16 protein-coding genes are annotated in these 13,196 nt (G+C 33.5%); 9 read left to right on the top strand and 7 right to left on the bottom strand.

Annotated features, from left to right (window positions below; all coding sequences use genetic code 11):
* Nucleotides 1-3: 3 nt before the first annotated feature.
* Both U2P89_RS06730 and U2P89_RS06725 read left to right on the top strand, forming a co-directional pair.
* Nucleotides 4-543 carry a cupin domain-containing protein gene (locus tag U2P89_RS06730; protein ID WP_092025387.1) on the top strand — a complete coding sequence of 180 codons (540 nt, stop codon included), beginning with the start codon at nt 4-6 and terminating at the stop codon, nt 541-543.
* A gap of 600 nt (nt 544-1,143) precedes the next feature.
* Nucleotides 1,144-1,545, top strand: a complete 402-nt coding sequence (locus U2P89_RS06725) for a DUF2442 domain-containing protein (RefSeq protein ID WP_076930322.1) — start codon at nt 1,144-1,146, stop codon at nt 1,543-1,545.
* A gap of 577 nt (nt 1,546-2,122) precedes the next feature.
* Here the strand turns inward: U2P89_RS06725 and U2P89_RS06720 are convergent.
* From U2P89_RS06720 to U2P89_RS06700, 5 genes are all read right to left on the bottom strand, one after another.
* Nucleotides 2,123-2,722, bottom strand: a complete 600-nt coding sequence (locus tag U2P89_RS06720; RefSeq protein ID WP_091908708.1) for a hypothetical protein — start codon at nt 2,720-2,722, stop codon at nt 2,123-2,125.
* Nucleotides 2,703-3,038 (bottom strand): STAS-like domain-containing protein, encoded by a 336-nt coding sequence (locus U2P89_RS06715; RefSeq protein ID WP_322190995.1) that lies wholly within the window; start codon nt 3,036-3,038, stop codon nt 2,703-2,705. The genes U2P89_RS06720 and U2P89_RS06715 overlap by 20 nt, the downstream gene beginning before the upstream one ends.
* Before the next feature lie 8 nt (nt 3,039-3,046).
* Nucleotides 3,047-4,132 carry a hypothetical protein gene (locus U2P89_RS06710; protein WP_322190994.1) on the bottom strand — a complete coding sequence of 362 codons (1,086 nt, stop codon included), beginning with the start codon at nt 4,130-4,132 and terminating at the stop codon, nt 3,047-3,049.
* 96 nt (nt 4,133-4,228) lie between these two features.
* The gene (locus U2P89_RS06705) at nt 4,229-4,561 is read right to left on the bottom strand and encodes a hypothetical protein (protein ID WP_139298036.1); all 333 of its coding nucleotides are present in this window, start codon (nt 4,559-4,561) and stop codon (nt 4,229-4,231) included.
* Between the two features lie 3 nt (nt 4,562-4,564).
* Nucleotides 4,565-5,413 carry a hypothetical protein gene (locus tag U2P89_RS06700; protein ID WP_091906552.1) on the bottom strand — a complete coding sequence of 283 codons (849 nt, stop codon included), beginning with the start codon at nt 5,411-5,413 and terminating at the stop codon, nt 4,565-4,567.
* Between the two features lie 238 nt (nt 5,414-5,651).
* On the opposite strand from U2P89_RS06700, the gene U2P89_RS06695 reads away from it, so the two are divergent.
* Both U2P89_RS06695 and U2P89_RS06690 read left to right on the top strand, forming a co-directional pair.
* Nucleotides 5,652-6,974: an AbiH family protein gene (locus tag U2P89_RS06695; protein WP_091906550.1), complete on the top strand. Its 1,323-nt coding sequence runs from the start codon at nt 5,652-5,654 to the stop codon at nt 6,972-6,974.
* A gap of 44 nt (nt 6,975-7,018) precedes the next feature.
* A complete protein-coding gene (locus U2P89_RS06690) occupies nt 7,019-7,216 on the top strand; it encodes a hypothetical protein (protein ID WP_091906549.1) in 198 nt (65 codons plus the stop codon).
* A 138-nt stretch (nt 7,217-7,354) separates the two neighbouring features.
* Here the strand turns inward: U2P89_RS06690 and U2P89_RS06685 are convergent, their stop codons facing one another.
* Complete coding sequence (locus U2P89_RS06685) at nt 7,355-7,669, bottom strand: hypothetical protein (RefSeq protein WP_091906547.1); 315 nt, start codon at nt 7,667-7,669, stop codon at nt 7,355-7,357.
* 794 nt (nt 7,670-8,463) lie between these two features.
* Here U2P89_RS06685 and U2P89_RS06680 point away from each other — a divergent pair.
* From U2P89_RS06680 to U2P89_RS06660, 5 genes are all read left to right on the top strand, one after another.
* Nucleotides 8,464-8,682, top strand: coding sequence for a hypothetical protein (locus U2P89_RS06680; RefSeq protein WP_091906545.1), 219 nt, complete (start codon nt 8,464-8,466; stop codon nt 8,680-8,682).
* Between the two features lie 80 nt (nt 8,683-8,762).
* Nucleotides 8,763-9,059 (top strand): helix-turn-helix domain-containing protein, encoded by a 297-nt coding sequence (locus U2P89_RS06675; RefSeq protein WP_091906544.1) that lies wholly within the window; start codon nt 8,763-8,765, stop codon nt 9,057-9,059.
* Nucleotides 9,034-9,888, top strand: a complete 855-nt coding sequence (locus U2P89_RS06670; RefSeq protein ID WP_091906542.1) for a reverse transcriptase family protein — start codon at nt 9,034-9,036, stop codon at nt 9,886-9,888. Before U2P89_RS06675 ends, U2P89_RS06670 begins: the two co-directional genes overlap by 26 nt.
* A gap of 4 nt (nt 9,889-9,892) precedes the next feature.
* On the top strand, nt 9,893-11,056 hold the full coding sequence (locus U2P89_RS06665; RefSeq protein WP_322190993.1) for a nuclease-related domain-containing protein: 1,164 nt from the start codon (nt 9,893-9,895) through the stop codon (nt 11,054-11,056).
* A gap of 121 nt (nt 11,057-11,177) precedes the next feature.
* The gene (locus U2P89_RS06660; RefSeq protein ID WP_091906540.1) at nt 11,178-12,203 is read left to right on the top strand and encodes an AAA family ATPase; all 1,026 of its coding nucleotides are present in this window, start codon (nt 11,178-11,180) and stop codon (nt 12,201-12,203) included.
* On the opposite strand, the gene U2P89_RS06655 is transcribed toward U2P89_RS06660, so the two are convergent.
* Nucleotides 12,192-13,148, bottom strand: coding sequence for a S8 family serine peptidase (locus U2P89_RS06655; RefSeq protein ID WP_322190992.1), 957 nt, complete (start codon nt 13,146-13,148; stop codon nt 12,192-12,194). The genes U2P89_RS06660 and U2P89_RS06655 overlap by 12 nt on opposite strands.
* Nucleotides 13,149-13,196 lie beyond the last annotated feature (48 nt).

Below are 13,196 nucleotides of genomic sequence, written 5' to 3'. Positions count from 1 at the left end.
TCAATGAAAAAAGAAATTTTACTTACCGCTTTTATTCCGCTTTTATTCTTGGCCGCTTGCACGGGAACAACAGATCAAGGGCAGGCAGCGGAAACAACCCCTGAAACAACGGCTCAGGTAGAATTCAAAGATTTCGGGCCGGAGCCATTCGTGTTTGATATCGAGGAGTACACTACCCGGAATGAAACATACCGTACGGCTATCTGGACGGGAAAATATATGCAGATGACCGTGATGAGCATCCCCGCGGGAGGAGATATTGGATTGGAAATGCATCCCGATATCGATCAATTCCTGCGTGTGGAAGCCGGCACGGGAATCATGATGATGGGAGACACGGAGGATAACCTCGACTTTGAAGCCCGGGTGGAGCATGATTTTGCCATATTCATCCCTGCCGGAAAATGGCATAACCTGGTGAACGACTCAGATGAGCCATTAAAGGTTTACTCGATTTATGCCCCGGGAGAGCACCCTCACGGTACCGTTCATCAGACACAAGCCGAAGGCATTGCGGCACACGAGGCCGCTCACGGGCATTAAATAATAATTCGTTTACAATTTCGTCTCCTATAAAGAGCAATGTTTTTTTGAACAACTTCACCCATTTGTCCTTTGTTTTTGGGTGATGGTGATCTAACCATTTCTCAAAGGAACCGTATTCCTTACTGACAAACTTTGTGTCAGGGTCATCCGTGACAATCAGATTCACATATTTTCTTCCTCTCTTGACGGCAATCCGTTCTTTTTCTGCCAGTTCGAAATATGTTTTTGTTTCCCTGACTATTTCTCTTGTAGTTATTATCTTCATCTTTTTAATTTTGTATGTCTGTACAAATGTATGTACATTTTGATATAGCCAGTTATTCTCAATTCCATTCCGGTGTGGAATTTAGGTCTGCAAAAATTATGTGTCTTTATGATTAAAGTTGTTTAAATCTTATCTGTCGTTTTCTTTGGCGCCCCACAACAGCTCGAAAATTAAAAAGGTGAGAATAAAATTATAGTAAGAACTAAGGATTTCATGTAAAATGATTCACAAAATATTTGCAGGTTATAATTTTATAACCTGTCTTTGTGGTGTGAAAATATAATAGTTATGCCAACGCTTTTAATATTATTCGGATTAAAACAAGTATTGCTATGAAAGTTAAAAAATTATGGTTTGACGGTGAAAAAATTTTCATCCTTACTGATGACGGAAGAGAACTGTGGCAATCGCTGTTATGGTACCCGCGGTTGCTGAATGCAAGCCCGGAACAACGGCAGAATTACGAAATAGACAACTCCGGCATACGTTGGGAAGATGTGGACGAAGATATGTCGTTGGACAGCTTTCTCTACGATGATCCGGAACCTGTAGGAGTTGCAAGGATTTTCCGCAAACATCCCGAACTGAATGTGTCGGCGATTGCCCGGCGCTTGGGGATGAAACAAAGCCTTTTAGCTGCTTATATAAGCGGAAATAAAAAGCCTTCAAAAGAACGGGAGAAGGAAATTATAAATGTCGTGAAGCAGGTAGGTCAGGAACTGATTGAGGCCTGACCCAGCGAAAGGAACGTTTCGTTTGCAGTAAATATATACTGATGTAGTTTTCGCCCAAAATGGAAAAAATCTAAATGTACTTATCACGGACATTATAATCCCCAAAATAATGGGTAAATGCGGGATTATCCCGTATATGTTTTATAACATGTTTTGAATTGATAGTGATACGGGAGAATATAGCCCAAAAATGGACATTATGAATAGATGTTGCGCAAATGTCAGGCAAATGAAGAAAAATAAAAAGCCAATTAATTTATAATCAATTAACTGTCTTTTGTGTTAGTACACCTGGCGGGAGCAAATTCGAACTCTTTATTAGAAGATCTGAAACGTATTAATCAATTGAAAGATAGTCCGTTTCAGTATGAAGTGGACGAAAATCAACCCAATGGGAAACAGTCTCAAATCAAAACGACTGCTCGAAAATTAAAAAGGTAGAAAAACCTTTTGGTACATCGAACTGGATTAAAAGACTTCCAGCCTAATCAGAGCAATTTTAAATCATAACAAAAATACATAAATTAAAATAGTGACATTGCTTTTCACGGAAAAACTTATGGCAGAGTCTTAAATTTTATAGATTATTTATCCTGACTTTCATCTTAAAAAGACTTTCATTAATCGCATTTATTTCAGTACTTATTTCAATTATCCTACTTACAGAAAAAGTTGCAATTCCTTTTTTTACAGATAATTCTGGTATTTTATCTGGAACTGCTGAAGTCTCTGTTAAAAGACGCTTTAAAGAGTTTATTTTATCTGTTATTTCTTTTTCCAACAAATCTATGTCGCTTGTTTTTATTTGCTTTAGACTATCTTTAATGTTTCCAAATATGCTGTTCTTTTTTATCCGGCAAGAGTGAATACGATTAGTTATTTTGTTATAAATAATTTCGTGTTCTTCGATCAGAACGTCAAAACTTTTTAGACTTTCCTCTAATTCGGTTATTTTTGCAATATATAACTCTTTCTCAATTCTAATATCTTGTACTTCTTTCTCTAAAATTTTAGTGATATATATTGCTAAACCGATTGTAATAAATAATGAGAGAGAATCGACAACGCTTATTTCTTTGGAAAGTTCGAAGTATCCCCAATTCAATAATTTCCCAAAAGTTATTCCTATTGAAAAAACTACTATAAATACAATGGTATTAATTACCTTCTTTCTCATCGGCTTCTTTTAGATAGTTATTAATCTCTTCTATATATTCAGGGTCATCATTAGAAACAAATTTGATAGTGTCGATAATAGCTTGATAATTTAAATTGTCAATTCTTATGAGTCCTCCAAAAGATTCTTCTAAAAATGAAGTGCCCAAACCTGCCGTACCGTCAAGGTCTATTTCTAATATTTCTTTAATGTCTATTGCTTCTTTTAACTTTGGCAAAAGAATTTCTTGACGGAATTGTTGTCCGGAAAAATCACCCTCTTCCGGAAATCTCGCTCCAGGAATTCTACTAAAATCAGATGCAATCTTGATTTTCATATCTTTATCTATTTAATGTTGACATTATTTGCATTTAACTCCCAATATACAAATGTACCATTTAATTTATTGTTTAAACTTTCATATTTATTATTTGTGCAATCTGCAATGGCGTTATTAGAGATAATAACCAAATTCGAAATCTTGTTGCTTTTACAAGCATCAAAAACTCCAGGTAAACCCTTACCTCGATAATATTGACCAGTAGCTGTTTTGTGAACATCTCCATTCAACAATAATTTTAATATTTCTGCATTTGTCGAAGGATTAAATAGCTGTTTAATCTTAGGGATAACCCCAAAGAACTTATGCCCTTCTTTATTACTTTCCAAGCTTTTCAATATACCTACCCCATAATCTATGAAGGCAAAACAAACTTTGTTATCTTCTTTTGAATAATACGTTGTTGCCCACCAATGATGTTCTCCTTTTGCTGTATTTGAAGCATGATTATTCGTATTTTGCATTAATTCTATAAACACTCTTTGTAAACCTGTGCATCTGCGTTCTTCCTTCCAAATAAATTTACTTACCTTTTTTATTATTTCATCAGATAGTAGAGAATCAACTTTCTTTTTTGCATGTGTGCATATTTCGTTTTCAAAATAATATTCATCTTGCTCTTCAAAATCATTCTCATAAAGATATTTAAAGAATCCAGACTTTCTTAAATTTGCTTCAGCCTTCTTGTTTTTAGGAAAATTACCATTGAAACGTATTTTATTTGCTTTAAATTTTATCATTATTGATAACAATGTAACAATTGCTCCATGTGCAATTATTTCCACTTTTTCGAGATTTACAAAAACTTTTTTCTTTTTTTCAAAGCATTCTTCAATTTTACCTATGAAGGCTAATGATGCTTCAGTGTTTTGAGTCAGAGAAAAAATGACAGGCGCCTTTATGTGTTTATAATCAATAAATTGTTGTTGAAGATTCTGCTTTATATTTTTTTCTTTTCGCTGCTGTTTTTTTACACCTAATAATTGTTTGTTCTTTAGCTTTTTCTTGTACTTTGAACGTAGTTTTCTTCTAAAAGACTTTTCGGCGAGTCTTTTGATAACTTTTTTTCTACCAGAATCATTTTTTCTCATATTGGGTATCTGAAAATCATTTTTACTATAATTTAGTATCTATTGCATCTGGATCGTTTAGCTCAGATCTAAATAGTGTCCTCTTTTCGAGCGGCACTATTTTATTATATCAATAAGAAATGCGGCTTTGTATTTATCCGGCCATACACCATCGAATCTATGCATCAAATCTCCGAGAAATTCAATCTTAACCTTATCTCTTAATTCTCTTCCGCAATATTTCGTTTCAAATTCAACGACAAAATACATATTGGAGGGGGTGTCATCGTTTACTTTCTCACTAATGATCTTTAGAAATTCCGGGGCATCCGACATACTTTTGAGAAAATCCATATAGGTTTTCCTGTTTTCTTTCACCCTGTTCGATTCGCAACCGCCTATTATCAATATGACCATTGCAGCCATCATTACAACCAAAATCTTTTTCATACTTCACATAAGATTTAAGATTAGTCTACCTATAGAATATACCGAATCACGAGCAAATTGCGCTAGCCATTTATCTGCATTCTTATCAAAATGAGAATCACTAAACTCATTTCTTGCATTTGATATTGCGTTGGTCATCGTTGTTATTAAATTTATTATTTGTTCTGGATAATCAATTCCTTTTTCTTTAAAACTATCAATAATATCGTCTCGAACAATTTTGGCTAATTGATTTAACTTATCTATATTGGACTTAGCGGGAATTAACTTTAACGTGTATGCTTTAAATAATCCTTCCAAGCAGGAATAAGCATAGGTCATCGTTAAACTATATTTTCTATCTTTTATGGATAAATCCATCAGCTGAATAGATTCTTCCAATTTTTGAACATTCCCTATTGTTCTAGGTAGAGTTATTGAAAAGGTTAATTTCTCACCTTCATTATTTATAGTCGATACAGCTGATATAATTTCTTTAGGACATCCAATTATTTCTAAATCTTCGATGATATTATGAAGATCAATATATTCACCCTCCCATTGCTTGTATTCGTATAGAAACAATTTGATAAAGATAAAAAAAGCATAAATATTATTCGAATAAAAATCATTCATCAAAAAAGCAAAAGCATTGTCACGATACATTGGTGTAAAATCAAAATTTGCCGCAATAATTCTATTATTTACACGGGCTAAATCGAAATACGAATTCCACTTACCTTCAAAGCTATTTTTAATGCAGAAATTTTTGAAATTTCTAGATTCAAGAAATTCATCGATGCTCAACCCTTTTAGGTCATTAAACAAAGGTTCAAGCTTTGGCTCATTTCTAAAGATATCTTTTATTCTCATATTTTCTGCACCTAAAATTCGTAAAAAGCAAAAATAAACATTTCCCGTCTAAAAAGACAACTCCTTTATTTTTTTAAAGGAAAAAGTTTCTGTGACAACCCTATGATCAATCGAAGTACATCGCTCGGTTTAGCGTTGTTATTGTTCGAAGTGTAAAAGAAGCTATCGAAAAGGAAGGGAGCATTTGAAATAAAATGTACCTTTGTTGAATCACTATTTAAAAGGATTAATTTTATACATGAATCGCATTATTTTAATCGGAAACGGCTTTGATTTGGCTCATGGTTTAAAAACGAGTTACAAAGATTTTATTGATGATTATTGGAGTAATATTGCAAAGCATCTAAAGGAATCTAAACCGGGTACATTTTCTGATGATAGTGTTAATATTAATTATATTACCAAAAGCCACGATCCTTTCCAGGGTAATCCTATAAATGCTTTTTCTGATATTGAGGAGATGACATATAAAGAAATATGTAGAAGAGTATCGCTCAGAAAAGATGTTAACGTTGAATTGAAAAATCTCTTTTTTAAAAGAATTTCCGATAGCTGCAGTTTAAATAATTGGGTAGATATAGAAAAAGAGTTCTATCGTGCTCTGAAAGAGTGTTTGAATAATAGACTAAAAGTAAAGAGTAAAACGTTTCAATCTCAAGAATACTTTAGTATTGAAGATCTAAATAGAGATTTTGAGAGAATTAAACAACTTTTGATTGATTACTTATACAACATCCAAATACCTCCGCACTTATTTAAGCCAGACATATTCAACAGAATAGTTTCTGAATTTGGATTCCGTGATTTTACCCAGACCTACAAAAAACAATATATTCGGGATAAAATTAAATACATTTCATCGATTGTAAATAGTGAGGATGATCCGTTAAAAAAAAGTGATGAGAATATTAAAAGAGAATTTAAAGATCGGGAACGTATAAATCAAAGAGGTATAGAAAGAATTTTAAATACGCCTGTTTCTACGGATTGTTTTCCTGACTTACTACTTAATAATCTGCTTTTTGTTAATTTCAACTACACATCCACCCCTGAGATATATAAAAAGGAAATTTATGAATATAATAGAAGTTTCCAGAAATTGCATGATAATCAGCCTTTCATCAATACAGAGGATATATATATTCACGGGAAACTAAATAGAAACAATAATCCAATAATTTTTGGATTCGGAGATGAGATTGATGAAGATTATAGTAAAATTGAGAATCTGGATGACAATAAGTATTTGGAGAATATCAAAAGCACCAGATACCATGAAACGGATAACTATAAGAGGCTATTGGAATATATCGATAGTGATTATTTCCAAATATTCATATTTGGCCATTCGTGCGGACTATCCGATAGAACTCTGTTAAGTACACTTTTTAATCACGATAATTGCGTGTCCATAAAGCCATTCTATCACAAAAAAGAAGATGGTAGCGATAATTACAGCGACCTTGTAAGAAATATATCACGTCATTTTAAGAATAAGGCATCTTTACGGGATAAAGTGGTAAACAAAGCATATTGCGAGCCACTAACGGGGTCAAAATAATAAATTGTATATTTGTGAAATAACTTTTAATAATAATTCGATTTATGAAAACTTATTTAGTGGTGTTTAATGGTAAATCTTACTACGTAAATGGTGACAGGCTGATAGAGGGAGGCGTAAATGCATCTATTGTTGATGAAGATGGCAATAATGTCGCCTTAGTCCCCGTGGGATCGCTTATTATTGATAAATCGGCAACTGATGAATCAGGTAATCCTATTCCAGAAAATATACTTATATGATTGAAGATAAAAAAAAACGGGGAGGGGTGCCGTCTTTTTTTACCATTTTTTCTGACAAGATTAATAAGGCCGATGTTTCAATCGTGCCTCCATAGAACAGTTAAAAATGAGCCGTTTCTTGTATGGTTCTTATACTTACTAAAAGCGGGGAGTGATTTCCTCATCATTTCCCAATATACGGTTTGCCGGTATGATATTTTGTATATCGAGCATCCGGCTTGCCGTTTCTAATTCAGTCCGTTTGAAATATACCTTGCCGCGTTTCGGGTTTCCTGTCGGATATCCGACAATCCACCGTTTGCGGCGCCATTCTGTTATCAGGCGCGCACTGTATATTTTTTTAGCTTGTGATTCTGTTACAATTTCATGGGTAATACCGAGAGCGTTCAGCGTATTGTGTACGCCTATCTCGAAAGCTTTAATAATGATCTGTTCGATTACTTTATCTTCCATAACACTTAGAATTTTGAATTTGAGTTATAAAGCGAGCTGGTTTTTGTCTCTTCTAATCCTGCCCATCGCTATGGACAGGCGTTATATTGGATTCCGTTAACCGGAACAGATCATTCTTTTTCATTAGTCTCTAAAATCGTACCGCATATTATCCGGCAATTTTACACTTGACAATATTACTAAACTGGCCGGGGCTTAGGAGTTCCTGTCTCTGAGCTATTTGACAAATCGGATAACATCTCATTCCGGTGCTCGAAATGCGGTAAAGACTTTCTCTGCTTCTATTCTCTTGGACATGTCTGTTTTTGTCGGGCCTTTACTTTTTGGAATATCGTTAATGTTTATCATAACGATTAAAAAATTTTCTGCAAATGTGTAAATAATATTAATACTGACAAAAAATTAAAATATTTCTACTGTTTTTATTAACTGTCAGAAATATTTTATATATTTGCACCGTAGTTCTTTGAAAAGATGTTTTGAAAGCCAATTACTAAGTGGAGTTCTATTTTTTTTGTTTAATTATTTAAACAACCCTCTGGGGTTTCGGGTCAATCGTCCTGTCTGTCCCTCGAAATATCTCAATCCCTAATCAGACCTAACTGATAGAGATTATATAAGGATATCAGAAGATTAGATATTAATGGAATTGATTTGAATGCTTCTATATATTATTGAAAAAGAAGCAGGGATTTTAAAGTGGTGCATAGAGAACATTGCCTACGCATTTAGTTATTGGCTATTGTAAATGAAGCAGGACAATATTGTCCCAATAATTAAATTCAATTACAATTATGAGCAGAGTACAACGTATTCAAAACATCGATGGTTTAAGAGAAACATTACAAACCATCTTAAAGAGCCAGTGTTCTCTTTCGGAAAGTGACGTTAATTTATTGAATGAGGCAGTTGCTAAATTGAATAGGTTAAGAACAAAAAAAGGGTTGACGGATAAGCATTATCAAATGGAAATCGCTGATATCGTTGAGCTAATTACTGAGTTTTTAATTTAATGCAACTGAGTTATGAAACAGATTTTACGAGAAACATACATCCGACACCCTTTAAATTCTTCCATTAAATATCAACTAAGATGAATTTAGGTACAGTAATCAAAGATATAAGAAAGCAACGAGGGCAAACTCAAACAGAGTTTGCCGAGTGTTGTGGTATCACTCAAACCTACTTATCTCAAATAGAGAATAATGCCAAAGAACCAAATCTGGCAACGCTCAAAGAGATAAGTAAAAACCTTGATTTACCATTACCGATATTATTCTTCTTGTCTCTAAATGAGGATGACATTTCTCCCGAGAAAAGGAGGGCTTTTGAAATTATCAACCCATCCGTAAAATCTCTGATAAATGAGTTCTTTAGAGTGGAGAGGTAAGCTACATTTCCCGTCAATTATCGGCAAATCAAGAAAAGAGCTGGATGACTTTGTCAAAGAGATTGACAACTATTACACCGAGTGGTCTGAAATAAAGATTGACAAAAAGACTAATCAACCGAAGAGATATAAAGATGGGACCATTAAAGAAAGAGTAATACGACCATCAAAAATGCCTTTGAAAATAATTCAAAAGCAAATAAAAGATCGCATTCTTTCTTTAATAGAATTGCCTGATAATGTGCATGGTGGTGTTAAAAAGCGGAGCAATATCACAAATGCTAAACCACATCAGGGAAAGAAATATATACTAACTACCGATTTGCAAGATTTCTATCCCTCAATAACAGCACAGAGAGTATATGATACATTCATTGAGTTAGGCTTTAATACTCAATGTGCTTTTTACATAACTCGGCTAACAACATGGAAAGGGGAATTGCCACAAGGTACACCAACCAGTACGCATATTTCAAACATCGTATTTTTAAAGACTGATTATAAGCTTATTGAGTTTTGTAATGCTCACAATATCACTTATACAAGATACATAGATGATTTAACCTTTTCGTCTCAATTAGATTTTCAGGATGTCATTGGGGAAATCTTGGAAATTGTTTTACAAAGCGGTTTAAAAATCAGTAGACGTAAAACACTCTACAGTGGTTCACAAACCGTCACAGGAATTAAAATCTATCTAAACAAGATAGACGCACCTGAAAAAATTATTACAAAGGTAAAAGAGGAAAAAACATTACCTGACGGAACAATGAAACCTTATACAAATTATAGAAACAACATTTTAAAAACGAACATAAGAAAAGAATAGATTAATGACCCCATCTGAAAAATTTGTATCTGAATTATGTGAGAAATCTTTCCTGCCGTTCTGGAGCTTTCCAAGTCCTTTAGGAAAGAAAAATAAGGAACTGTGTGATGTCCTGGTGGTTTGTGAAAACTCCGTTATAATTATATCCATTAAAGATATTAAGGTTTCAGAGCATTCAGACGAAAACATTCAGTATGAAAGATGGCAGAAAAAAGCCATTCAAAGCTCTATTGACCAAATATATGGTGCAGAAAGGTTTCTAAAGAATGTCGATGAAATAACGCTTAGAGATAGGGTTACTAAAATTCAGCTTCCTCCATATTCCAATCGAGAGATATTTAGAATTGCAATAGCTTTTGGGCGGAAAAGTGAATACCCTTTGGAAACAGGAAACTTTGGAAACGGTTTTGTTCATGTATTTGATGAACAATCAACTTTTACTGTTTTAAGTGAATTGGATACAATTACTGATTTTGTAAATTACTTAAAAGCCAAAGAAAAATTTTTGGTTAACAAAACTATTATGGTTCCGAGGGAAGTTGATTTTCTTGCGCTCTATCTCCGCACTTCATTAGAATTTGATTTTGAGCCTGATACTGTTATTCTTGATGGGGGTATGTGGGAAGAATATGTAAAAAGCCCTGACTATGAATATTGGCAAAAGGAAATTCCACAGAGCTATATATGGGATGAAATTGTATCTCAACTTCATACTATTCACATTAAAGAAAAAGGGGACTATGCTTTAATATCCGACTTAGAACGAGCCACACGAATAATTGCCTTAGAACCCCGAATAAACAGAATGGAATTAGGTATGTGTTTGATAGATGCGATTGAAAAGGAAGTAAGAGGACGGATGATACCTCCTCTTAAGGATAGTGACCATTCTTATGTTGTTATGCCTTTAAACCATAAAAACTGGGAAAATAGAGACAAAGAATTACAACTTAGGTGTTTGATAGCAAGAAAGGAAAATAAAAGTGCTCCAAAAGTTATTGGAATTTCAATCGGAAGAAGTCCTGAAAATGAATATATATTCGACATAGCCTATTTTGATATTCCGGAACTGAATGACAAAATGTTGGAAAGTATAGCAGCCGCTAAACAAGAGTTGGGATATTTTAAAAATCCCAGTATAAGCCGCAGTAAGGATATGAGAAAATAATCAAATACTTCGTTATATGAATGTTAATTTACAATTCAGATCAAACTTATAAGAAATTTACTTGTTTAATTTATAGATTGCCATATTTTTATTAAATAAAAAAGAATTACCTTTGCAGCAAATGGCACAGTTGGATTACATAAAAGATATAGCAAAGTATGGTCTTGAAAATGACCAAGAACGCTTATTATCTGTACTGAACGAGTTAATTGAGCATTCAAAAAAAACTAAAAAGCTAAACTTTGCCATTCAGCTTCAATCCATTCTGAAAGATGCTTTAAGAACTCAAAAAACGAATGGACTAACAAAAGTCGGTTCGGAAGCATATCTAAATAGAATTGAAGATAAAGAAATCTCTGAATTGATTTTAGAGAAAATAACTTCTGATTATACCTTAGATAACATTATTGCAAATGAAAAGGTATATAACGAATTGATGTTTTTCATAGAAGAACATCAGAAGATAGATGTACTACAACAATTTGGATTACCAGTTTCCAACAAACTGCTATTATATGGCCCATCAGGCTGTGGAAAAACTTTAGCTTCCTATATTATTGCAGGTGAATTAGAAAAGATGATGGTTGTTATTAATTTAGGTGCAATCGTGTCTTCTAAATTAGGGGAAACAAGTAAAAATCTATCCAAAATATTTAAGAAAGCTGCCCTTGAAGATTGTATTATTTTCTTGGATGAGTTTGATAGTTTAGGTAAAATCCGGGATTACAGTCAAGATCACGGAGAAATGAAACGGGTTGTCAATACTATTCTCCAATTGTTTGACTATCTTCCTCAAAGTAGCATCGTCATTGCAGCAACAAATCAGAAAGATATGTTGGATGACGCTTTATTAAGAAGATTTGACAATATTATCGAATTTCAGCTGCCTAATGAAGTAGAAGTCAAAAAGTTAATTGATTTGGTATTGCAAAATGGTAATTTCAAGTTCGATAATAAAGCCGCAGCAAACAGAATTATAAAACACTGCGTTGGGCTTTCTTATTATAGTATCCAAAAGACACTAATCACTGCTATTAAAAGAACTTTGTTTGCTACCAAAGAACCACAAAAAATACTATCTGCCAAAATAGATACTGCTATTTGGCAGAAACTAGTTGAAGCAGAAAAGCTATCATTAAATATCTAATGCTTCCGCTTCTAATCCTGTGTCGATACTAATATCCTGGATTGCTTCAATATGATTTACTAACTGAATTTCATCATATAGTTTTCCTGTACTGTTTTTCACAGTCTCTTCAATAGTCAACACAATAGAGAAGGGAAATTCTGTAGGGTAGTTTCGGGGTAATCCTCCAACTATTTGTTCAGATAATTTGGCGTGAATAGCTAATCTGAAAGTATTCGCTTCATTATTCAAATCATCTATGCTCACATTTAATGATATTTTTTGAGTATTGGAATATGGTAACGGCTTTGAAACATATCTACCATTTTCAGACCAAGATAAGTTTGACCTCAATTTGGATTTCAGTTCTTCATCAGGCTTCATAATATCTTCCGCAGACTGATTTTTGAAAATACTAAAAGCCATATGGATAGGGTTATAAGAAAGCTGATTGTTCTTAATCGGCAAGAACTTAAAGCATAGTGCAGCAGTAATTTTTAAAATTCCTCGTTTCTTTCCTAAATCATCTTCCACTAAGTATCTTGGAAAGTTGATAGGATAAATTTTGATTTTACCATTTTCAATGGTATCTTCCAAAATTAATGTTGCCGAATTTTCATCAGAATACAAACTTTTAAATTCATCAACCAAGCCATTCCCTGCAACTCTGTTTATTAGTTTAGAAACATTAGAGGCAAATTGTATCAAATTTAGTGATGCCCCATTTATAATGAGAGCCTTGACACTTTCATTTGATAGACCAGGATAATTCTTTATAATTTTAGCTGCAAGATTAGCAACTAAAGGGGTTGCATAACTTGTCCCTGCATCTGGTGTCACACCTATTTCTGGACGTGCTGATAGTAGAGTAAGTGCTGGTTCATCCATCCAATCCAAAACGTTTTCACTATAGTATCCTACATCTCCACCACTTTCAATTACATCAGGTTTGAAATAGTTTTTCACTATTAACCGACAAAAACTCAATATTTGCCGGTTTTATTTTTATATCAT

It is taken from the genome of Proteiniphilum sp. (assembly GCF_034331125.1).
Lineage (GTDB): Bacteria > Bacteroidota > Bacteroidia > Bacteroidales > Dysgonomonadaceae > Proteiniphilum > Proteiniphilum saccharofermentans.
Note: the sequence above shows the minus strand (reverse complement) of the source record. Positions and strands in the feature narration are given on the sequence as shown.